The organism is Candidatus Obscuribacterales bacterium (assembly GCA_019744775.1).
GTDB lineage: Bacteria > Cyanobacteriota > Vampirovibrionia > Obscuribacterales > Obscuribacteraceae > SBAT01.
Genome location: JAIETZ010000001.1, coordinates 799,089 through 818,686 on the forward strand (window position 1 = coordinate 799,089; position 19,598 = coordinate 818,686).

The 19,598-nt window shown below is 46.2% G+C and carries 26 protein-coding genes and 1 tRNA gene; 12 read left to right on the top strand and 15 right to left on the bottom strand.

All coding sequences use genetic code 11. The annotated features are described in order from the left end of the window. Window positions 1-2: 2 nt before the first annotated feature. The 4 genes from K2Y22_03525 to K2Y22_03540 all read left to right on the top strand — a co-directional run bounded on the left by K2Y22_03525 (window position 3) and on the right by K2Y22_03540 (window position 3,359). Entirely contained in the window at window positions 3-908 is a 906-nt protein-coding gene (locus tag K2Y22_03525) for a segregation/condensation protein A (protein MBX9877505.1), read from the top strand. Between the two features lie 10 nt (window positions 909-918). Further along, window positions 919-2,055 (top strand): SMC-Scp complex subunit ScpB, encoded by a 1,137-nt coding sequence (gene scpB / locus K2Y22_03530; GenBank protein MBX9877506.1) that lies wholly within the window; start codon window positions 919-921, stop codon window positions 2,053-2,055. Then, on the top strand, window positions 2,055-2,756 hold the full coding sequence (gene ispD, locus K2Y22_03535; protein ID MBX9877507.1) for a 2-C-methyl-D-erythritol 4-phosphate cytidylyltransferase: 702 nt from the start codon (window positions 2,055-2,057) through the stop codon (window positions 2,754-2,756). The genes scpB and ispD overlap by 1 nt, the downstream gene beginning before the upstream one ends. A gap of 132 nt (window positions 2,757-2,888) precedes the next feature. Further along, window positions 2,889-3,359, top strand: a complete 471-nt coding sequence (locus K2Y22_03540; GenBank protein MBX9877508.1) for a cell division protein SepF — start codon at window positions 2,889-2,891, stop codon at window positions 3,357-3,359. Between the two features lie 701 nt (window positions 3,360-4,060). On the opposite strand, the gene mnmH is transcribed toward K2Y22_03540, so the two are convergent. From mnmH to K2Y22_03575, 7 genes are all read right to left on the bottom strand, one after another. Further along, window positions 4,061-5,116 carry a tRNA 2-selenouridine(34) synthase MnmH gene (gene mnmH, locus K2Y22_03545; protein ID MBX9877509.1) on the bottom strand — a complete coding sequence of 352 codons (1,056 nt, stop codon included), beginning with the start codon at window positions 5,114-5,116 and terminating at the stop codon, window positions 4,061-4,063. 14 nt (window positions 5,117-5,130) lie between these two features. Then, the gene (locus K2Y22_03550; GenBank protein ID MBX9877510.1) at window positions 5,131-6,867 is read right to left on the bottom strand and encodes a ribonuclease J; all 1,737 of its coding nucleotides are present in this window, start codon (window positions 6,865-6,867) and stop codon (window positions 5,131-5,133) included. Further along, window positions 6,854-7,804, bottom strand: coding sequence for a 4-hydroxy-tetrahydrodipicolinate synthase (gene dapA / locus K2Y22_03555; GenBank protein MBX9877511.1), 951 nt, complete (start codon window positions 7,802-7,804; stop codon window positions 6,854-6,856). Before dapA ends, K2Y22_03550 begins: the two co-directional genes overlap by 14 nt. A gap of 20 nt (window positions 7,805-7,824) precedes the next feature. After that, complete coding sequence (locus tag K2Y22_03560) at window positions 7,825-8,859, bottom strand: aspartate-semialdehyde dehydrogenase (GenBank protein ID MBX9877512.1); 1,035 nt, start codon at window positions 8,857-8,859, stop codon at window positions 7,825-7,827. Between the two features lie 17 nt (window positions 8,860-8,876). Next, entirely contained in the window at window positions 8,877-9,713 is an 837-nt protein-coding gene (gene dapB, locus K2Y22_03565) for a 4-hydroxy-tetrahydrodipicolinate reductase (protein MBX9877513.1), read from the bottom strand. Beyond that, on the bottom strand, window positions 9,713-10,195 hold the full coding sequence (gene dut, locus K2Y22_03570) for a dUTP diphosphatase (GenBank protein ID MBX9877514.1): 483 nt from the start codon (window positions 10,193-10,195) through the stop codon (window positions 9,713-9,715). The genes dapB and dut overlap by 1 nt, the downstream gene beginning before the upstream one ends. Before the next feature lie 177 nt (window positions 10,196-10,372). Beyond that, window positions 10,373-10,729, bottom strand: coding sequence for a HigA family addiction module antidote protein (locus K2Y22_03575; protein ID MBX9877515.1), 357 nt, complete (start codon window positions 10,727-10,729; stop codon window positions 10,373-10,375). A 371-nt stretch (window positions 10,730-11,100) separates the two neighbouring features. Between K2Y22_03575 and K2Y22_03580 the strand changes: the two genes are divergently transcribed. From K2Y22_03580 to K2Y22_03595, 4 genes are all read left to right on the top strand, one after another. Further along, window positions 11,101-11,175 (top strand) — tRNA-Thr (locus tag K2Y22_03580). Between the two features lie 173 nt (window positions 11,176-11,348). Beyond that, window positions 11,349-12,047, top strand: coding sequence for a hypothetical protein (locus tag K2Y22_03585; protein ID MBX9877516.1), 699 nt, complete (start codon window positions 11,349-11,351; stop codon window positions 12,045-12,047). 384 nt (window positions 12,048-12,431) lie between these two features. Then, the gene (locus K2Y22_03590) at window positions 12,432-13,007 is read left to right on the top strand and encodes a hypothetical protein (protein MBX9877517.1); all 576 of its coding nucleotides are present in this window, start codon (window positions 12,432-12,434) and stop codon (window positions 13,005-13,007) included. A 116-nt stretch (window positions 13,008-13,123) separates the two neighbouring features. Continuing rightward, window positions 13,124-13,270 (top strand): tetratricopeptide repeat protein, encoded by a 147-nt coding sequence (locus K2Y22_03595; GenBank protein MBX9877518.1) that lies wholly within the window; start codon window positions 13,124-13,126, stop codon window positions 13,268-13,270. An 80-nt stretch (window positions 13,271-13,350) separates the two neighbouring features. On the opposite strand, the gene K2Y22_03600 is transcribed toward K2Y22_03595, so the two are convergent. Both K2Y22_03600 and K2Y22_03605 read right to left on the bottom strand, forming a co-directional pair. Beyond that, a complete protein-coding gene (locus K2Y22_03600) occupies window positions 13,351-14,112 on the bottom strand; it encodes a hypothetical protein (GenBank protein MBX9877519.1) in 762 nt (253 codons plus the stop codon). Continuing rightward, on the bottom strand, window positions 14,088-14,873 hold the full coding sequence (locus K2Y22_03605; GenBank protein MBX9877520.1) for a hypothetical protein: 786 nt from the start codon (window positions 14,871-14,873) through the stop codon (window positions 14,088-14,090). Before K2Y22_03605 ends, K2Y22_03600 begins: the two co-directional genes overlap by 25 nt. A gap of 371 nt (window positions 14,874-15,244) precedes the next feature. On the opposite strand from K2Y22_03605, the gene K2Y22_03610 reads away from it, so the two are divergent. Together K2Y22_03610 and K2Y22_03615 are read left to right on the top strand one after the other, a co-directional pair. Continuing rightward, the gene (locus K2Y22_03610) at window positions 15,245-15,484 is read left to right on the top strand and encodes a ribbon-helix-helix domain-containing protein (protein ID MBX9877521.1); all 240 of its coding nucleotides are present in this window, start codon (window positions 15,245-15,247) and stop codon (window positions 15,482-15,484) included. Beyond that, a complete protein-coding gene (locus K2Y22_03615; protein ID MBX9877522.1) occupies window positions 15,484-15,912 on the top strand; it encodes a PIN domain-containing protein in 429 nt (142 codons plus the stop codon). Before K2Y22_03610 ends, K2Y22_03615 begins: the two co-directional genes overlap by 1 nt. A 121-nt stretch (window positions 15,913-16,033) precedes the next feature. Here K2Y22_03615 and K2Y22_03620 read toward each other — a convergent pair whose 3' ends face one another. Next, window positions 16,034-16,480 carry a glycine-rich domain-containing protein-like gene (locus tag K2Y22_03620; protein MBX9877523.1) on the bottom strand — a complete coding sequence of 149 codons (447 nt, stop codon included), beginning with the start codon at window positions 16,478-16,480 and terminating at the stop codon, window positions 16,034-16,036. Between the two features lie 6 nt (window positions 16,481-16,486). Beyond that, entirely contained in the window at window positions 16,487-16,660 is a 174-nt protein-coding gene (locus K2Y22_03625; GenBank protein MBX9877524.1) for a hypothetical protein, read from the bottom strand. Between the two features lie 125 nt (window positions 16,661-16,785). Between K2Y22_03625 and K2Y22_03630 the strand changes: the two genes are divergently transcribed. Further along, complete coding sequence (locus tag K2Y22_03630; GenBank protein MBX9877525.1) at window positions 16,786-17,067, top strand: hypothetical protein; 282 nt, start codon at window positions 16,786-16,788, stop codon at window positions 17,065-17,067. Window positions 17,068-17,077: 10 nt separating this feature from the next. Here K2Y22_03630 and K2Y22_03635 read toward each other — a convergent pair whose 3' ends face one another. After that, window positions 17,078-17,515 (bottom strand): hypothetical protein, encoded by a 438-nt coding sequence (locus K2Y22_03635; protein MBX9877526.1) that lies wholly within the window; start codon window positions 17,513-17,515, stop codon window positions 17,078-17,080. Window positions 17,516-17,600: 85 nt separating this feature from the next. Between K2Y22_03635 and K2Y22_03640 the strand changes: the two genes are divergently transcribed. Beyond that, entirely contained in the window at window positions 17,601-18,389 is a 789-nt protein-coding gene (locus tag K2Y22_03640; GenBank protein MBX9877527.1) for a DUF1573 domain-containing protein, read from the top strand. A 142-nt stretch (window positions 18,390-18,531) separates the two neighbouring features. Here K2Y22_03640 and K2Y22_03645 read toward each other — a convergent pair whose 3' ends face one another. The 3 genes from K2Y22_03645 to K2Y22_03655 form a co-directional block, all read right to left on the bottom strand. Next, entirely contained in the window at window positions 18,532-18,957 is a 426-nt protein-coding gene (locus K2Y22_03645; GenBank protein ID MBX9877528.1) for a type II toxin-antitoxin system VapC family toxin, read from the bottom strand. Beyond that, window positions 18,954-19,256 (bottom strand): type II toxin-antitoxin system prevent-host-death family antitoxin, encoded by a 303-nt coding sequence (locus K2Y22_03650; protein MBX9877529.1) that lies wholly within the window; start codon window positions 19,254-19,256, stop codon window positions 18,954-18,956. The genes K2Y22_03645 and K2Y22_03650 overlap by 4 nt, the downstream gene beginning before the upstream one ends. 108 nt (window positions 19,257-19,364) lie before the next feature. Further along, window positions 19,365-19,592, bottom strand: coding sequence for a tautomerase family protein (locus tag K2Y22_03655; protein MBX9877530.1), 228 nt, complete (start codon window positions 19,590-19,592; stop codon window positions 19,365-19,367). Window positions 19,593-19,598 lie beyond the last annotated feature (6 nt).

Consider the following 19,598-nt stretch of genomic DNA (forward strand, 5'->3'; position numbering starts at 1 on the left):
TTATGGTCGAAGCATATCCAACAGGGTTTCCCGAGGAAGGTCTTCCACCAATCGGTCCTGAGATAACTCAAGGCGAATTTCAAACTCCAACTGTAGAAGCACCGAGCAAAGGCTATGCAGCCGTAGGCGGTATTGAGCTTCTAGTTGAGATGGCTGCCAAAGGTGAAATTGATCCAAAGAACATCGATATTATTGATGTCACCGACAAGTTTTTGCGCGCCATTGCTGCCGCACCGAAAGAAAACTTGCGCCAAAGCGGCAAGACCCTTTTCCATGCTTCAGTTCTTTTGAGAATGAAAGCAGAGGCTTTGCTAGTCGACAATCTCGATGATTTGTCCGGCGGCGATGACTTCCTTGATTTCGACGAAGAAGGCGGCATAATCTACGACGCAAACAACCAACCGGTTGCCCGTCAGATTACCCTGGCAGACCTCGAAAAAGCGCTTGTGAGACGTGCCAACAACAAGCAAATGCGCCAGAGAAAGGTCACACTCGAACAACTTATTGAAGCACTGCGTGAAGCTGAACATATCGAAAAAGCGCGTGCCACCAAAGAACGCAAACCTGCCATTGATCTAGAAGGACAGCACGAGGTCAATGACTTTGACGATATCTTGGAGCTCGCTCACGATGAAGATATCGAGGTTGTCATTGCTCGTATTGAGCAAATCTTGGTCAAGCATTTCATTTCGGAAGATACCTTGCCCTTAGTTCACTTGATAAGAGCAATGGGAGAGAGAGGCGATTGGGTAGATGCGTTTTTAGCTGTGCTATTTCTCTCAAACGCAGGTAAAATTACCCTTGAGCAAGAACAGTTTTACGGACCGCTATTTTTGGTTCGTCCCGGCGAACGTCAATCGTCCGCTGACAATGATGGAGAGGCCCAACCAGAGGCATTAGAGGCATAGGCATAAATAAATGAGTTTAAAGGCTAGAGTTGAAGCAGTGCTATTCCTGACGGACAAACCGATCAGGGCAGCCGCAATTGCCAAAATCGTCAATGTCGACGTACAACTTGTACGTCAGGCATTAATCGAATTGGTTCAAGACTATGAAGCCCGCTCAAGCGGACTTGAGATTGCCGCAGATGACGGCTACATCATTCAAGTGAAGGACGAGTTTGCTTCCATCATCGATGAATTCTTACCAGTAGAAATGTCGGCTGCGCACATAAGAACGCTTTCGGCAATCGCCATCAAGCAACCCATCCCACAATCAGACATCATCAAGATTCGTGGTGCCGGTGCTTACGATCACATCAAAGAATTGCTCGAGAAAGAACTCATCAACAAAGATGAGAACCAAGGCGGTCGCTCACCAATATTGACGACAACCAAGAAATTCCAAGAGTATTTCCGCCTCACTAAAGATGCAAAATCATTGCGTCAAATGCTGCGCAAGCAAGATAAGCCGGAAACACCGGAAGGTGAGTCAGGTGAGGGTGAAGCTGAAGGCTTTAGCGAAGAAGAAGCACAACAACTGCTTCTCTTGGCTCAAAGCATTGCTGGTGAAGGTGCCTCTGCTCCTGTTGAAGGTGAAGTAGCTCAGACAGAAACTATCGCACAGACTGAAACATCTGAAAGCGTAGACTTTGCACCTGAAGCATCATCTGAATCAATGGAAGCTACTACAGAAGTTGCAGCCGAGACTTCAGAGGAAGTAACAGCAGCAGCCACAACAGAAGCAATTGCAGTCGCTGAAGAAGTCGAAGCTAGTGAAGATTCGGATGATGATGAATCTGACGACGAAGATGAAGACGAATCAGAAGATGACGACGATGAAGATGATGATGAGTCTGATGAAGACGAGGAAGAAGAAGACGTCGTTAGCGAAGTAGCTGCAAAAGACGAGTCAGACTCCGAAGATGACGATGACGATTCGGATGATGACGACGAAGATTACGATGATGAGGACGAGGAAGAGGAAACTGAAGAGGTAGCTGAAGACAGCGAGAAAACCTTTTCCCACCAACCGGTAGAAATGGATGAGCCATTCAGCCCTCACTCAGCAGCTCCCGATAGCGTCTCACATTCAACAGGCGACTTCATCGTCTAATGCCCGCGGCAATTCTATTAGCTGCCGGAATTGGTGCCCGTTGCGCAAGACCTGGGGATAAGTCGCCCAAGCAATTTCTCTCTATAGGAAAGTATCCTGTATGGGCGTGGCCGTTTTTGGCATTTGCTAACCACACAGAAATTGACCAGATAGTAGTAGCTACCTTACCCGAAATGGTTGATACCATTCGCGAAGCTATCGCTAATCTTCCTTGCAGCAAAGACGTCACAGTCATCGCCGGAGGAGCGACAAGGCAAGAATCAGTTCGTCTGAGCTTAACTGCTCTTTCAAAGAGCAATCCGGACTTTGTATTGATTCACGATGCAGCGCGCCCATTTTTGACAGCGCAAATTATATCCGACACTTTAGATAGCGTACGGAAGTATGGTGCCTGCACAATTGGTGTCACCGCCAGTGATACCGTCAAAAAGGTTGTCGATGGTGTCATTGTGGAAACGCTAGACCGGAATTCATTAGTACTGGTGCAAACTCCCCAAGCAGCTCGCTTTGACTGGATAATGAAAGCCCACGAGAAAGCTCGACAAGAGGGGCTTTCCGTAACAGACGATGCGGCCATTCTGGAGCAAGCCGGACATAAAGTAGTCATAGTCCAAGGCTCACCACACAATTTTAAAATCACGCAACCCGAAGATTTGGCACTGGCAGACGCTCTTGCTTCCATCATATTTGAGCGCGTCTGATATTGAGGCACCATATCGAAAAGATATGCTAGCCTGTATAGCCTTGTGATACCACTTACTACTTGCGCATTGACAAAAAGTATATAGAATTGGGGGTACTCGGTGAATCTCTTTGGATGGCAGACGAAAACTATGACTCAAGAATATAAAGAACCAACGCCAGGAGCCCGCACTACAAAGAAAGAAGTAGATCTCTTTCCAGTGCTACAGGAACGCAGAGTACCGCAAATGTCCATGGTGGCACATCAAGCGACGCCGGATAGGCTCGGTGCTCAGATTTCCATGTTCAGTCCCGTAACCTTCGAAGAAGCCCTCAATATAGTAGATTGCCTACGCGCACGGGCATCTGCCACCATTTCGCTGGAAAACATGCGAAAGGCTGACGCAGATCGCTTGGTGGACTTCGTCTCCGGCGCTTCGGCTGCTATTGATGGCGACTTCCACAAATTAAACGACAACGTTTACCTCTTCTGCCCAAGCAATATGCGGATAATCGGACCGGCTGAGCCAGTCGAAACCGCTGGAAGGGGCGGACCGCTCGACTACCTCTTCCCAGAAGGCTCGGTATTCGACAAGTCCAAATTCAACGGCTTCAACTCCTAACAAATTCAACCAACTCAAAAGGGCGCCCTCACAAATGTAGGGGCGTCTTTTTATTTGCCCCTTTTCCCAATTTTCCGCATTGCATGCCTATTTTTTGGTCTTTCGTAGGGGCTCATTGCATGCCTATTTTTTGGTCTTTCGTAGGGGCTCATTGCATGCCTATTTTTTGGTCTTTCGTAGGGGCGCATTGCATGCGCCCGGGAAGCCAGTAGCTTAAGGATATTTCATCTGACGATCTTTGGCGCTTTGCGGTCAGGCACTTCAAGTTTTTTAACTCCCACGAAGTTGTCGCGCTGCTATCATTTAAATACAAGGCATGAGGCGGGTTTTCCCTGCCTGGTGCGTTGTTTCCTCCTTACCTAATCCACCACAATAAGTGCTTCCTCCGTGTCTTTCGGGGGAAGTTCTTTTTTGTACACCACCCTTAGTTGGTCACTTCCGATAGTGTTTTTCGAGCCACCATTGCTTGACGATTGGCAGAGATTGAGCTGATAAAACATAGCCCGCCACGGGAATTAGGGCATCAATCCAACACTTCGGATCCCCAATAGCGGCAAACATGAACCCTGTTATCAAGTAGGTCAGCATGCTGATGACGACTCGCCTATACAGGCAAACTTCCCAGGCTTTGTCCGCCTCAACCCGCAGGTTTCGCTCCCGAATCTGCCCGAGTTCTTGCTCTAAGACCGCTAGCCTGTCCTCTAACATCCGGAAACTCCTAGTTCGCTTGCAACGGACTGGCATATTTGACTGGCAGCTGCCGCTGGATCATCCCCCGAAATAGTAACAGCGTATGGAGCCATTTCCGCAATTTGCCTACTATAGAGAGGATCGTAATACGCAACGAGCAGACGCTCGGCAACTTGGTTCAATTTACCTTCCTCGGCCAATTCGCGAAGTTCTGCTATTGTCTGTCCCCCTAGACGTTCTCTAAGCCTATTCAACGAATTGAGTGCATGTTGTCGTGCTACGTCCGTTTGCTGCGCATATTCTTGCACCAGACGCGCCGTTCTGGTTTCTATCGAACCGGTTATCAAAACTTTTGGCTGAGAACTAATACAGTCAAGCAAGCGTTTAGGTAGATTGAGATTACCAATCTTACGCCCTTCTGCTTCCAGGAAAACAACCCCACCTTTAACTGCTTTCAGTCGGTCGTAAATTGCCGCTTCGAAATTTTTCTGAGTTGGTTGCTTACCCAGACCAATGCCACCAAAAGCAGAACCACGATGATTAGCAAGTCCTTCCAAATCCAGCACTTGCATTCCCAGTTCTTCCAGCTCATTGAGAATTTCCGTCTTGCCAGTACCTGTAAGCCCTTGCAGAACAACAGCATTAAAAGTCCAGTCGCCAGATTCTAGAAATTCAATGACTTCCTTACGCCAGGCTTTGTAGCCACCTGTCAGGCGAAAGCAGTCTAGACCGACAACACTGAGAAAACTTGCCACCGCTTCGCTACGCAATCCACCACGCCAGCAATGAACAACCAATGGCTGTCCATGCTTGCGCATCCCAAAAATCCTATCGACAATCTCAGGAATTTTGGGCGATATAAACTTCAGCGCCAGTCTTTTAGCAGGTAGCTCACCCTCAGCCTTATACAGCATGCCAACTTGCGCGCGCTCCATATCAGACAGAAGAGGAACATTCACTGCACTGAGAATACGCTCTTCCTCATATTCGCAAGGCGAGCGGACGTCAATTACTAGCGCATCTTTCAGCTCATTGAATTGCTTGGGCGATAGTTCCCGCCATGTCATAGAAAATACCTAGTCTACTTAGATAAAGACTTTGCTTTAGCAGCAGCGACTTCCTGTAATACCACTTGTACTAGCGGATTGGATTTAACTTTATCGGCAAAATGCCCTTGCAATACTTCCTTGATGTAAGTCTTGAGCTCACCATCAGCCAAGGATCCAACTACGGCTTTATCCTTGAGACTGTTCAATATTTCATGCTTGACTCGCTCGACCAAGTCATCTGGCGTAACACCGCCAGGCAAATTTAGTCCGCGCATGGCTACATCTGGTCCAGCAAGCACATTCTTCTTGTGATCAAGAGTGAGTGCAACTACAACCATACCGTCTTCAGCCAAGTGGCGTCTTTCTTCAAGGATAGTCTCATCAATTTCCCAGGCGCGCGACGAGTCAACCAGAATCACACCCGCTTTAACTGGCGGCAGTATCTGTCCTTTATCTTTGGTGAGTTCTACAACGTCGCCGTTATCGATAATGAAGACATTTTCTGGCTTAACACCACACTCAACAGCGAGCTCTCCGTGTTTGACTAGCATTCTGTATTCGCCGTGCACAGGAATGAAATACTTCGGCTTGCACAAATTAATCATCAATTTCTGCTCTTCACGGCAGGCGTGTCCAGAAACGTGAATGCCCGCATCTCGTCCGTAAATTACATTAGCTCCGCGCACTGACAAAGCATTAATAGTGTTAGCGATTGATCTTTCATTACCCGGAATCGGCGTAGCAGAAATAATTACTGTATCGCCAGAAACAATTTGTATTTGCTTGTGCGCATTATTGGCGATGCGTGTCAGCGCCGACATCGGCTCACCCTGACTGCCTGTGGTGAGAATCACCACTTTGTCCGGCGGCATCTTATTTACTTCTTCCACTGGGACTAGTAGTCCATCCGGGAAAGTCATATATCCAAGTTCTCTCGATATCGCAGCAAGATTGAGCATTGAACGTCCCAATACCGCTACTTTACGATCGTATTTGACAGCTGCCTGCAATATCTGTTTTACACGATGCACGTTGCTGGCAAAAGTAGTGACGATGATTCGCTTTTGTGCATTGGCAAATACTTCGTCTAATTTTCTCCAAACAGTGCGCTCTGATGGTGTATATCCTTCGCGTTCGGTGTTGGTGCTATCTGATAACAGAGCAAGAATTCCATCCTCACTAGCAGCCGTCAAACTGGCAATGTCATAGAGCTCACCATCTACTGGGGTGAAGTCAAACTTGAAGTCACCTGTATGCACTACTGTCCCAACAGGTGTCTCAATAATTAGGCTAAATGAATCAGCAATTGAGTGAGTGCAACGAATGAACTTAACTCTGAAACATCCTATTTGAACTACCTGACGCGGATGTACTTTCGTAAGCGTTGTGCGATCCTGTAGACCAATTTCACTTAATTTGCCTTCCAGCAACCCAAGCGCCAACGCCGGTCCATAAATAACAGGCACAGTTATGTCCCTGAGCATAAACGGAACACCACCTATGTGGTCTTCATGTCCGTGTGTGATAGCCAGCCCTTTTATCTTGTGCTGATTTTCTCTTAAATAATCCAGCCCAGGCAAAACAAGATCAACACCCAACATATCATCAGAAGGAAACGCCAGTCCAGCATCGGCAAGCATAATGTCATCGCCATATTCAATGACCATTGTGTTTTTGCCGATTTCGCCGAGTCCACCCAAAGGAATGATTTTCAGTCCACCTAAGGGCTTATTTCCTTCGGTCTTTTGGCGTGACTTATCTACTGACACCAAACACCTCATTTTGTACAACACCGGCAACCGATGTCGTTTCAAGCTTCAATTCTGCCATAAGCTTATCGAGAATTTCCATGTGGCTCTTCTCCGGACCGACCAATGGCAGTCTCAAGTGTGGCTGACAGAGTCCCATCTTCGAGAGAACATACTTAACGCAAGCCGGATTAGGCGACAAGAAAAGCGCTTTGAACAGCGGCAGGTAATCGTAATGGAAAAGCCTTGCCTTTGCGTGATCGCCTGTGAAGAAGGCATCGATCATTTTTGCAATCGGCTTGCCCACAACATGACTCGCAACACTTACTACACCACAAGCACCAGCTGAAAGAAACGGCAACGTCAAATAGTCATCACCAGAGTAGATGCGAAAATCTTCGCGAATCTTACCAGCAATTTCAGCTGCTTGATCAACACTTCCTGTTGAATCCTTCAGCGCATGAACATGCGGGCAACGACTAGCAATTTCAACTACTGTATCGACATTGATGTTGACGCCCGTTCTGCCCGGAATGTTGTATAGCATTGTCGGCACTTCTACTGATTTCATTACAGTCTCAAAGTGAGCCAAGAGTCCCTGTTGGCTAGGCTTATTGTAATAAGGAGCCACAAGCAATAATCCATCAGCACCAATATCCTGAGCCCACTTACAATTCTCAATAGTCTGCGTCGTAGAATTTGATCCGGCCCCGGCAATGACTTTAGCCTTGCGAGCAGCGGCAGCGACAACTACACGCAACAAATTGCGCTTCTCTTCATGCTCCAAGGTTGGGCTTTCGCCGGTTGTCCCGGCAACCACAATGGATGTCGTGCCATTCTTGATCAAGTGTTCGACAATGGCTGTGACTGCCTTATAGTCGATCGACATATCGTCCTTGAAAGGCGTGACCATTGCTGTCACTACTTTTCCAAACACAGGCGAATTAACTCCAATCATGGTTGCTTCTTCCTCCAGACTTATGTGGTCACTTGCTGTTTAAGCAAGTTATGTTTAACTAGATACTCAGCAATACGGACGGCATTAAGTGCAGCACCGATACGCAAATTGTCGGCAACCACCCAAAGATTTATGCCATTGGGCGACGAGGTGTCATGGCGAATACGTCCGACATAAACAGGATCAGCACCAGCTGCTTCCACTGGTGTTGGATAAATTCCTTCACTTGGACTATCCCACACTTCAACTGCCGGGCTAGAAGCAAGAATTTGTCTAGCCTCGACAGGTGACAATGGCTTTTCAAAATCAATTGTTACTGATTCGCTATGTCCAATCACGACAGGCACACGCACCGCAGTAGCTGTAATCGGCAGCTCCGGCAAATCAAGCATTTTGCGGCTTTCATTTACCAACTTCATCTCTTCTTTGGTATAGCCGTTATCGAGAAACTTATCGATCTGCGGAATTAAGTTGAAGGCAATCTGATGTTGGAATACAGAAGGCGTGTAATCTTCGTTATTCATGATTGCACGCGTCTGATGCTCAAGCTCATCAATTGCTTCTTTTCCTGCTCCACTTACCGATTGATAAGTAGTAACAATCACTCTCTTCAATCCGGCAGCTTCATGCAATGGCTTCAACACAACAACCAACTGCGCTGTCGAGCAATTAGGATTAGCAATAATGCCTTTGTGCTTGTGCAACGCCTTAGCATTTACTTCCGGCACAACCAATGGAACTTCCGCATCCATACGAAAAGCATTTGAGTTGTCGATAACGCATGCACCAGCAGCTACGGCAGCCGGAGCCAAGCGCTTGCTTATTTCTTCGCCTGCAGAGGCAAGAACAATGTCTATGCCTTTGAACGACTCAGGAGTTGCTTCCTGCACCGGATAAGACACGCCTTTGAATGTCAGGCTTGCTTCTTTTGAACGTGAACTAGCCAACAAACGCAATTCACCGACTGGAAAATTTCTTTCTTCCAAAACCGCCAGAAGCTCAGCGCCCACTCTACCGGTGGCACCGAGAATTGCAACATTTATTGGCTTACTCAATTTCGATTCCTTTCAAACTAACAAACTGATGAAGGTTGTTTGTCTCCCATAAGCACATTTTCCAGACCAACTTCGAGATGATCCAGTTTCATCACTTCCTTACAAGCAAGCAGAATTCCGCGAATGTAGCATTCGGTATTCATGCCGTCATGACGAATAGTCAAAAGCTCACCTTCAGCACCGAAGATAACTTCCTGGTGTGAAATAAGTCCCGGCAAACGCAATGAGTGCACATGCACGCCTGATGAATGTCTACCACCACGAGCTCCATCAAGAAGCTCTTTCTCGTCTGTCGGCGGATTGAACTTATTACTTACTTCAGCAAGCTTACGAGCCGTAAACATCGCTGTACCCGATGGCGCATCTTTCTTGCCCGTGTTGTGCATCTCAACAACTTCCACATGCGGGAAGAACTTTGCTGCTTGCTTGGCAAATTCCATCATCAACACAGCGCCCAAAGAAAAGTTAGGAACAACCATGCCGCCCATCTTTGCTTTATTAGCTGTCTCTTGCAGCAACTTAACTGCTTCCGGATCAACACCTGATGTACCGACGACAGGACGCACGCCACGCTCGAGCGCGAGCTTCGCTATTTCAACTGACGCTTCAGCTTCAGTAAAATCAAGAACAACATCCGGCTTATTGAAGTCCAGCATGTCGAGGAAACTTTCGCCAACGAGAATTCCTGTCTTGCCTTCGCCAATCAATTCACCGATGTCTGTGCCGGCATAACTTGCGCCAGGTCTACCAAAGCCACCGATTAATTCCAAGTCTTTGTCGGCAAGCATTGCCTTGGCAGTCGCACGACCAAATCGTCCATTGATACCAGCGATAGCAACTTTGATTTTAGCCATTAGTTAACTCCTGAGCTAATTCCTGCAGCAAACATATCTTTGCCGGTAGACCCGAAGCCACCAGCTCCACGCTGTCCGCCTGCATCCAATTCATCAACTTCAATTACTTCAACGCGCGGTACAGGCGTAATTAGCAATTGCGCAATTCTTTCACCTGGTTGGAATGTGTAAGCTTCATCACCGTGATTGATAGCCAACACAGTAACTTCACCACGATAATCACTATCAATTGTGCCGACACAGTTGGTCAAACTAATTCCAGCTTTTGCTGCTAATCCTGAGCGCGGTCTTACTTGCCCTTCATAGCCAGGCGGAATTTCAATCGTTATTCCTGTCGGAATTCCTGTGCGCTTGCCCGGCTCTAAAATAATTGGTTCGCTAATACCGGCAGTCAAATCCATTCCCGCTGAACCGGCAGTTGCATAACGCGGAACATCCTTGCAATTAGGTAACTTCTTTACTTTGAGCTTGACTGGCTGCACTTTGATTCTCCCTGTAAATCTACTACGCGTTCTGGGCGCGCCCGCCGGGCAACGCCTAATTTTGTAGGTAAAGCTTGTCTATTATATTTGATCTGGTCTGATACTTCCTAACAAAAAGACCAGCACGGCAAACCTGCGGAGATGACATTAGAAATAGTTGAAATTGCCAAGGTTTTGCTAGTCCCGACGATGGAGTCCGCCCAGGCTTTCGATTTCTCTCACTTCCAGACAAATCTTCTCAGCAGCACCTGAATAAGCCAGCATGGACACTTCATATTGCGATTGTAAATTCAACCAAAAGTCCGGAGTGGTTTTAAATACTTTTGCCAATCTAAAGGCGGTATCAGCAGTTAAATTACGTTTGCCGCCTACTATCATAATGATCCTGCTCAGAGGAATTCCCATGTGCAGCGCCAGTTGTGTTGCGCTCAGATTCAATGGCTCCATAAACTCACTCTTTAATATCTCACCAGGGTGGATTGGGGGAAGCGAGTCACCATCTTTGTATTTAGTGGTAGTCCGTAATTTCGACATCTGCAAATCCATCACTTTCAACAGTAAAAACTGTATTGTCCAATTCTCTTGCCAGTCAAAGCCTCCAGCCTGTTTCCAGGGACCGCAGCCAAATCCTCTAAGCCTTTGGCCGCTTTTAAGATCTCCAACTTCTTTCGCGCTGAATCCTTGATACCATCAAATTGTTTGACGTACCTGTTATTTGCAAGCTCTTCCGTCTCTCGATTGCGAAAGCTCTTGATCATCATACGCGTAGCGTAACATGCTAGAGATGCTATGTCAAGCGAACAGCTTGCGAGAATACACGGCTTGGGACCATTCACAACTCCTGAAGCAACTCATGACAATGCGGGTAGACCTTCTTGGCACATACGCTATAGAATTCAATATATGCCGACGTAGCTCAGGGGTAGAGCAACGGTTTCGTAAACCGTAGGTCGTGGGTTCAATTCCCACTGTCGGCTCCATTTTTTAATGAGGGTTTCGGGCTTTTGTCTGAAACCCTCATTTTTGACGGTGCCTATTAGGTGCAAAAGGTATTTTGAAATTTCCAGTAATCCCACTTAAGACTAGGCGGTGCTATTCCAGCAAAACGATAAAATGGCAGTAAAAATCGTGTTCAACACAAGGAGCAATTGAAGTGATTGAATTGCGGCTCGATTTACAAAAGGCGGAGAAAGCACCGCATCACGACTATTTCCTCAGAATGCTGCGGACACTTAATGACTTGCTATCAACCATTCAGCTATGCGATGCCGTTGACGAGTCAACCAGCCTATCAGAAGACATCAAACTCCCACTGAAGCTCTATCTAATGCGACTGCAACACTCGCATCTCGTAGAGGCGTGCAAAGCGTTTATTTACATGATCAAGCCAAAGCCCGAAGCGACAACTCCGGAATATGACTGGATCTGCACGCACACCGAATTGAAAGAACAGTTCGAACACCTAAGGAGGCTTCTAGACATTCCTATTTATCAACGGCTAATGAAATTTCGAGACACATTCGGCTTTCACTACAATCACAAGGACGAGTCGCTCCCAACCAAAGAAGCAATTGGAATTTTGGTCAAGCTCTGGAGTCGCTTCAAGGAGCAAGAACCAAGCAATCTAAATCTTCTCCGCAGATCAGATAATACAGACGAGTCAAGATACTTTATTGCCGATCATATGATTTGGCTAGCTTTTCTAAAAAGCTTAGGATTGTCTCCGAACAACAAGGAAGCCGACAGCATCATCAAACATTTCCGAGGGGAAATTCTCGGAACCTTTATGAGCTTTGCGGAGGCGGCAATCCTAGCATGGGTTATCGATAACGGACTGAGCACAAAACAATAGTGTCTATACTGTAGGTCAAAGAGACTGTAATCAGTCTTGAGAAACTGCTGTGTTTTGACTCAAATCGCCATTGCCAAAGTTCTACGACAAGACGAATCCGGCTATCCCGTCCGGTGCCTGTGTGCAGACACTCTCCTGTGTCAGCACAAAGACACAACAATAACCGAGCCAAAATGCAGCGATTTTTTAGAGCCGTTAACACCATAGCCTAATCAACATTGTCCCCGATCTGTGGGTTTCGGACGCCTATAAACTCCAACTAATATCTGGATAGGCTCCTCTATGGTTTACTTAGCCCGGAATTCAAGGGGGTCCAAGCGGACATGAATACCGGGCATTTGTCGCAGGTATCAAACATGCGTCATTTCGATGAGGACACGATAAGTGAACAGACAATTTCTAGGGCTAGTTTCATTGGTGCTTTTCGCAATACCTGCTGGGGCACAACAGCAATCTTCCGAGCCGCAACTTCTAAATCATCAGCAATCGGTCGACGCTAAAAAAAGTGGTTTGGTGGAACCCTTGGCGGAGATGTCTATCTTGTCAAAAGATATGCCCATTCAAAGACTAGGCGACATCAAAAAGATTTTTATCTCACCACTCGGCACCGCTGATGGCTCAGAGCTGATTAGGCAGAAGGTAATTAGTAAATTAGTCAAGTCAACGATCATAACTGTTGTCGAGTCGCCAGACGATGCAGATGCTATTTTGAGCGGGGCTGCGGAAGTCAGGCATCAAATGTATTTATACGGCTCTGGCTCTGGTTTAAACGGAGGCACGCGAACTTCTGCATCTTTAGTGGTACACCTGACCGGAAAGGGTAAGCAGATATTTTGGTCGGATGATATTAGGAGTAGAATTTTGATGCCTCTCAACAGTAGTTCTAATGTTGCCGACAAATTGGTCAAGAATCTAGTTGAAGCCATTGAAGCGGACAGAAATCGAATTGCTCAAAAATAACTAGCATCACATTGGATCGTTGCAGGATTAAGGCGGATTGACCCTACCTATCACGGGAAACCCTGAGAGCCACTTATTAGGACTTTCAACAATCCTTCGTAAACTCGGATAAGCCGATGCATGCTTACTATGATCTCGGACAGTATTCGGAAGCCTTGCGTTGTTACGACGTAGCACTACGAATTGATCCAAGGCATGGAAGCGCCAAATTTCAGCGGGAAGAAACGCTGAAGCAAATCGAACGCTTGAGGGGACGTTCTTAGGAACAGGTTGGATGTTCGTTCATTCGGACTGATAGGACATCCCTTATTTCACAGCGTGTAGCCAGGCTTTGATGTCTCAATTACTTTTTCAAAGCGATGCTCTTCTTGGTCAACGTCTTCTTTTTGGTTTCATATTCTTTCTTACTGAGGAGACCAGAGTTATAGAGTTTTTCCAGTGCTTCTGAAGCCTCAGGTATATCATTGGCTGCATTCGCCAAGGAAACTGGAGCATCTGATTGAGTAACAGATTTTGTTGGCAGTGGTTGCTCAGAGGTGGCAATATTTACAGCACCGACAGCTGCAACAGCCGGACTTATACCCGGTGCCGGTGTAGCTTCCACTAGCGAGTCACGATCCACATACGCACTAATTTGAGTGCCAGCCGGGATAGTAGCGTCTTTGCCACGCATCAACAAAAAGAGCGGACAGATAACCACGCTCAGGGCAATAACAGGTCCAAGTTGACCTTTGCCTTCACGATTTACAGCAGCTCTCAACGGGATCTTTTTGCCGTCAATCGACTTAGCTCCTTCCACTACCAACGAAAGCTGTCCCTTCTCACCAAGGCATCCTCTGCCCTCGAGCTTTGAAACCATGCCCCAAGCTGGAGCGCCGGACTTGATCAAAACAGTTTTACCATCAGAAGCCGTCACATCATCAATGACTCGGAAGCTAACGCTATCTCCCTCGTGATTCGTACCAGAGGAAATTGAATCTAGAAGCTTAAGTCTAACCGGAGCGCCTTCTTCCAGTTTAATAGGATCAGCCAGAACCTGAAGCGGAGCCAACACACCATAGGTGAAGGCTGCAATCAGAACTATCGCTTTGCGATTTTGTTGCACGGTTTTTTCTCTCCTGTCATATCACAAGTCGTTTCAATGCCAATTACCTTCTGAGTCATGGTTTCGTCTTCTTCATTGATGACGCGACTCAGAGCAATTTGTCCAATATCTCCATTCTTCTTGGGAATAAAAACTATCTTCGAGATCGAACTCTCTGGGCCCAAATGTCCACCACGGAAGCTGTGCTCCGCAATATTCGCTTTAAGTGAGCCATTGGTGACTTTGGTGTGGGCACCAGAATACGCGAATGCTGGAACAGCCAAAAAGCCAAAGGAAATAACTCCAATCGGAATTCCCCAGGCAAGGGCTCTAAGAATTCCATTGCGTTTCACACTCTTATAAATTTCTGCCTCCGAAGGCACAGGGATCTTTTCTCCCTTAGAATCAACGAAATAAATTCCATCTTTAGGGATTTGAAGAAGCTTCCCAGATTTGTTGATGATGCTTATTCTGACTGGAATATATTTGGCTCTAACTTTTCCGTTGATGTCATTCTTGGCACCCGCGCTGGTATCTCTGATGGCGGTAATATCAACATCAATAGCCGCAGAATCTACTACTTTGAACTCAGTCTTAATTTCGCCGGGAAGAGCATCCGTTTGAGGCACAATTCCAGTCATGCCAGTAGAAGCACCGTGCTCTCCTCTCAACGTGGGAGCAGGCGCACTGGTAGTCTCAGCCAAGGCTATACCTGAGCACTGGGAAAAGTCGATTGAAAGAAAAAGCAAACTCAATATAAAGGACGGGTATCTCTTCGTCATTTCATGTCCATTTGCGGACCAACTTGGCCCTGTGGGGTAATACGAGGGATACCGAAGGAATATGTTGTCATATCACCTTTGGGCATGTCCGGTATTACAAAATTCAAATTTTTTTGGAGAATTTTGTCGGGGACACAAAGCCGTCACACGACCACGTGGATGCCTCCGCTCGTGGGGCGCCCAGGGCCTAACTCAAAAAAATAGGGCTGTAACTAATTGTCCGACTCGGACTCATAGTTAGCAGAACGTTCCGGAGACATCGGTTACGCTTTCTGCCGAGATTCTTATACACCACATTTTGCAATTATATACATCATTATCTTGACATTTATACATCGCCCATCATATAATTGTCATTGAGGAAGCCACCAATGCAAATGATTCGCAAGCAGATTTATTTAAATACCTGGCAAGATCAGCGGCTGGCAGAGTTATCCGAAGAAGTCGGCACCTCCGAGGCCGATATCATCAGGCAGGCACTCGACGCATATTTCCTTGCTTTAGATGCACTGCCAAGTAATCACCCGCTGAGCGCCTTAGCTGGAATTGGCTCCAGCAAAAGTGGATCGGCAGGAGCTGCCGATCACGACAAAACCATCTACGGTGTCTGATGATTTTTGTTGATACGGGAGCGTTTTGCGCTTTCGCCGATCAAAAAGACAAATACCACCAAATAGCCGTCAGGCAGTTCTCGTTAATTTTGAACCAAAGGCTTCCTCTCATAACTTCTAATTTCGTGATCGATGAAACCTATACCTGGTTGCGTTACCACCTGGGCTACGATCAAGCTATAAAGTTTTTACAAACAATTCGCCAAGCCGAGCAGCAGAAAGAATCATCGCTTGAAATTATTACAATTACACGTGAAATTGAAGATAAGGCAATGACAATCTTGAAAAAGTACAACGACCAGGACTTGTCGTTTACCGATGCTACAAGCCTTGCAGTCATTCAAAGAAAAAAGTTGAAGCAAGCCTTCTCCTTTGATAGTCATTTTTATCTTTTATCGATTGAGCTAATCCCCGGTGTTGTCGGCTAAATGCGAAAACGATTTTTCAGTTGTCAGGCCCGGACACATAATTAACAGAACATTCCGGACACACGGGTAACACTTTCGTCCAGTTCTGGGCGTGTTAGGTGATATTGCACCGTGATCGTGATTAAGTTCGGCTTCCCCAGATTTCCTCGGGCGGTATCCGTGCAAAGACATCCTGGTATCTGCTCAAAGTATCATCATATAGTCCGGCAAAAAAGCTATCTTCTTCGTTGCCACCCTTGGATGGCTCGTGGTGGACGAAGTCAGAGGAGAGTGCGTTTTTACAAAAAAGGTGGTAATTGCGCGTATACAGAAGATGCAAATGCCAGACAGTGTCAACGTGAACCGATGGCACCATTCTGTCTGGATATAGTTTTGTCAGAAGCATAAAGCGCTTATATTCTTCGATAGCCAGGGCAATGAAGTTGTTGTCCCAGTCCATTTCTTCGCGCAATACTGCAGAAAAGGGCTCTTCTGCAGTGGGGTCGTCAATTTCAAACGATTGAATTCTTTCCCAAAGCTCAGACAATTCTGCAGCATGCGCAGTGGTGTTCGTTAGCGTAATTGTCATGCTTTTTTAAGAGGCTGATTTGCAATTACCACCGCTGCCGTGACAACATTTGCCAGCCGAATTTTTATTCTTGGATCTTTTCCCTGGAAAGAAGGAGCCACGTACTTTCATGTCGACATATGCCGTTTTCTTGGAGTTGTCGTTTGATTTGTTGGTATCAACTAACTTCTGAGAATTCATAAACTTCCCCTATTATCTGCATTCTAATAATAGAGGATAATTTACTATCAGCTCAATTAATAGATGGTGCTTTTCAACTCAATTAATCTGAGCTAGTGCATTTCAACTTCAAAGGAGATCATTGAGTGAAAAGACATCTGTCGAGCATTCTGGTATTGGTTATCGCCTGTATTTTGCCGAATTTGAATTGTCCCTTATTTGCATGTGAAGCCGGACACAATGACAAAGACTCATGCAACCAAGCAACAGTGATTAGTAATCAGGGCACAATAATTGCCAACGAGCGCACGATAATTGAAAATCAGGAAAAGATCCTGGCAAAGCTGGATAAGATATTAGACAATCAGTCCAAGCTTGATACCATCGTTTCCAATCAAGAACAGTCTTTGAAGGATTCAAAGAAATAGCAATTGGCGTCTAGGGCATGATGTAAGGATTGAGCAGCGACTCGATTTTATGCGGTCGCGGGCGGATGAACTTTGGAAGCTCCGAAATGACTGTATCTTGTACATCGACGAATTTGACGTTTTCAACTTTGGCAATGTTATCGAAAAACAAGTTGATGTTGATTTTCTTTCTGTCATAAATAACTACTGCTTCTATCGGCAAATGAAACGAAACCTCGGACATTTCTATTCCGTCAGCATTTCTTATATAGCCATTCATCCGTGCCAGGCAAATTGGGCAATGAGTGCCTTCGATGCGAAAGTAAATTAGATGCAGCTCGACAGGACTTTGCTGTTGCGCGTTGACTGGCTTGCTGTTAGCCGAAGGGACCTCCTTGCACCAGGCGGCATCAGCGTTACAGATAACCGTTATGCTCAGCAGAATTGCTAAAGTTAAGTAATTGTGCATATTCACTAACCCCAGCCGATTAAATTCTTGCATTCTCACCACAAGTGCGGTTTCATAATACCAGTACTTTAGCAGAGAGGCAGCCATGTTCGGAAAACCTTATTGCAAGGCAAAATTGCAAAACAAAGGGACAGTCGCTCTTATTGGCATTAGCCTCCTGTTATTAACTCTAGTTCTAATTAAACTCCCCAGTAAAGCAGAGGAAGCTAGTGTTTCGGACCGCCCGCTAATTGACTTTGCTGAGAGGGCTTTTGATCTGGGCGAAGTAAAAGAAGGCACTGAGGTACACCATACTTTTACGGTCACAAATCGTGGTGGCAAAACCCTAACTATTGATCGCGTGTCATCTAGCTGCGGTTGTACCGTGCCGAGTATGAAAATTAAAAACATTGAGCCAGGCGCATCTGCTCCGCTTGAAGTGATGATGGACACTGCAATGAAGCAGGGAAAAGTAACTAAGGATATTGAGGTCTACTCAAACGATCCTAAATCTCCGAAATCGATAATTCAGCTGACCGTTACCGTCCAAAATCTGCATGCCGGTTTGAGTAATGAGCAGAGAGCAAAAATATTTGAAGGTCGTTGTGCTGTGTGCCATGTACAGGTCGGGCTCGGGCTAACTGGCGGCGACTTGTATGGCGCCGACTGCGCCATGTGTCATGGAAACAAGGCGCAAGGAGCAGTCGGTCCGGCGCTTGTTCCTCGAGACTATGCTGATCCGGCAGTTTATGGCTATATGGAAAAAATTACTTCTTACGGCAGCAAGTCCCATGCGTCCATGCCTGGATTTTTGATGGCAGCGGGAGGTCCTTTGACCGGTGAAGACATTAAATCGATCTTGCAGTTTTTGAAAGAACAAAGTCAGCGCAAATGATTCTTGCAAGTGACGGCAGCATAAAACTGTTGAAGCAAGCCTTCTCCTTTGATAGTCATTTTTATCTTTTACCGATTGAGCTAATTCCCGGTGTTGTCGGCTAAATGCGAAATACCATAAATTGCATCTGCAAATTTCAAGACTAAAAAACCACTGCACGGAAGCCTTCGCGACTAGCAGCTTCCAGGAGCCTTTTGTCTAGGCATACAAAGTCGGATGACTTCGGCCGTTGCTCACAACCAATTAGCGCTGCAGCCAACTGCATAGCATCTGCTGCTGAAAGACGATGAACTCTTAATAGTCGAACCGCCGTATCCTTCACTGCTTCTGACGGTTGTACTATTCGCCAACTAACCTCTAACTCTTGAAGATACTCAAACGCTGCTGCCGCGTCTGAATGTTCAAACTTGCCGTCGCGCTCCAATCTGCAAATTCCCGAGCTGCATTCAATGGAGCTTGCCCACCATACAGTCATAGATCCACGACTTTTGTAAGTTCTCCTAGCAGCTATTGAAGCCTTCTCATGAACTAGCAAAGGCATGATTGCTGAAGTATCCCAAAAGTTCAATAGCCTTCTTCCCTTTCATCTAAAAGATACTGAACCGCACTAACACCATGAGGTAATTTCGGTAAGGGCCCCTCAAAGAACCACTTACTCGGCATCGCCTTTTTAGCGCGTTTAATAATTCCAGCAGCCTCCAAACGTTGAAGGCGCGCCTCTTCGTCCTCGTCTTTCTCCGGAATAATCGGCTCTATTCTGGCCACCGGCTTATTCCTATCAGTGATGAGAACAGTTTCGCCATTACGAACTAAATCCAGTATTGCGCTGAGGTTATTCTTTGTTTCGGATATTGAGGCTATTTTCATATGGCTATAATAGCCTTTTTGCAAAGGCTTGTCAAGCTCCACCTACTTCTAACGATCACACACCCAGTCGCGAATTCGTTATGGTTTTCATAGTCCGATTAGTTGTTGTCACATTGTATAGCCGGGCTTCTTGTATAGCTTGTCCATATTCGGCTTGATTTCCACGTTATAAACCTTCTCTGCCCAGTCGTCTTTATTGATTTCTTCAATCGCGACGGAAACAGAGTCTTCGCTCTTATTGATGATTTCCGAAATATCTTTGGAAATGCGCTCAGCAATCTGCTTTTTCACTTCCTCTGATCTTCCCGGCCAAAGTTTTACAACAACATGGGGCATGGCTCA

Coding starts and splice junctions, on each gene's coding strand:
- K2Y22_03605 (MBX9877520.1), bottom strand. CDS start 14,873: ATGACGAAGAGATACCCGTCCTTTATATTGAGTTTGCTTTTTCTTTCA.
- K2Y22_03625 (MBX9877524.1), bottom strand. CDS start 16,660: ATGAATTCTCAGAAGTTAGTTGATACCAACAAATCAAACGACAACTCC.
- K2Y22_03575 (MBX9877515.1), bottom strand. CDS start 10,729: ATGTCGAAATTACGGACTACCACTAAATACAAAGATGGTGACTCGCTT.
- K2Y22_03595 (MBX9877518.1), top strand. CDS start 13,124: ATGCATGCTTACTATGATCTCGGACAGTATTCGGAAGCCTTGCGTTGT.
- K2Y22_03525 (MBX9877505.1), top strand. CDS start 3: ATGGTCGAAGCATATCCAACAGGGTTTCCCGAGGAAGGTCTTCCACCA.
- K2Y22_03635 (MBX9877526.1), bottom strand. CDS start 17,515: ATGCACAATTACTTAACTTTAGCAATTCTGCTGAGCATAACGGTTATC.
- K2Y22_03620 (MBX9877523.1), bottom strand. CDS start 16,480: ATGACAATTACGCTAACGAACACCACTGCGCATGCTGCAGAATTGTCT.
- mnmH (MBX9877509.1), bottom strand. CDS start 5,116: ATGACATGGCGGGAACTATCGCCCAAGCAATTCAATGAGCTGAAAGAT.
- dapB (MBX9877513.1), bottom strand. CDS start 9,713: ATGGCTAAAATCAAAGTTGCTATCGCTGGTATCAATGGACGATTTGGT.
- K2Y22_03615 (MBX9877522.1), top strand. CDS start 15,484: ATGATTTTTGTTGATACGGGAGCGTTTTGCGCTTTCGCCGATCAAAAA.
- K2Y22_03610 (MBX9877521.1), top strand. CDS start 15,245: ATGCAAATGATTCGCAAGCAGATTTATTTAAATACCTGGCAAGATCAG.
- scpB (MBX9877506.1), top strand. CDS start 919: ATGAGTTTAAAGGCTAGAGTTGAAGCAGTGCTATTCCTGACGGACAAA.
- ispD (MBX9877507.1), top strand. CDS start 2,055: ATGCCCGCGGCAATTCTATTAGCTGCCGGAATTGGTGCCCGTTGCGCA.
- K2Y22_03640 (MBX9877527.1), top strand. CDS start 17,601: ATGTTCGGAAAACCTTATTGCAAGGCAAAATTGCAAAACAAAGGGACA.
- K2Y22_03650 (MBX9877529.1), bottom strand. CDS start 19,256: ATGAAAATAGCCTCAATATCCGAAACAAAGAATAACCTCAGCGCAATA.
- K2Y22_03540 (MBX9877508.1), top strand. CDS start 2,889: ATGACTCAAGAATATAAAGAACCAACGCCAGGAGCCCGCACTACAAAG.
- dapA (MBX9877511.1), bottom strand. CDS start 7,804: ATGATTGGAGTTAATTCGCCTGTGTTTGGAAAAGTAGTGACAGCAATG.
- K2Y22_03655 (MBX9877530.1), bottom strand. CDS start 19,592: ATGCCCCATGTTGTTGTAAAACTTTGGCCGGGAAGATCAGAGGAAGTG.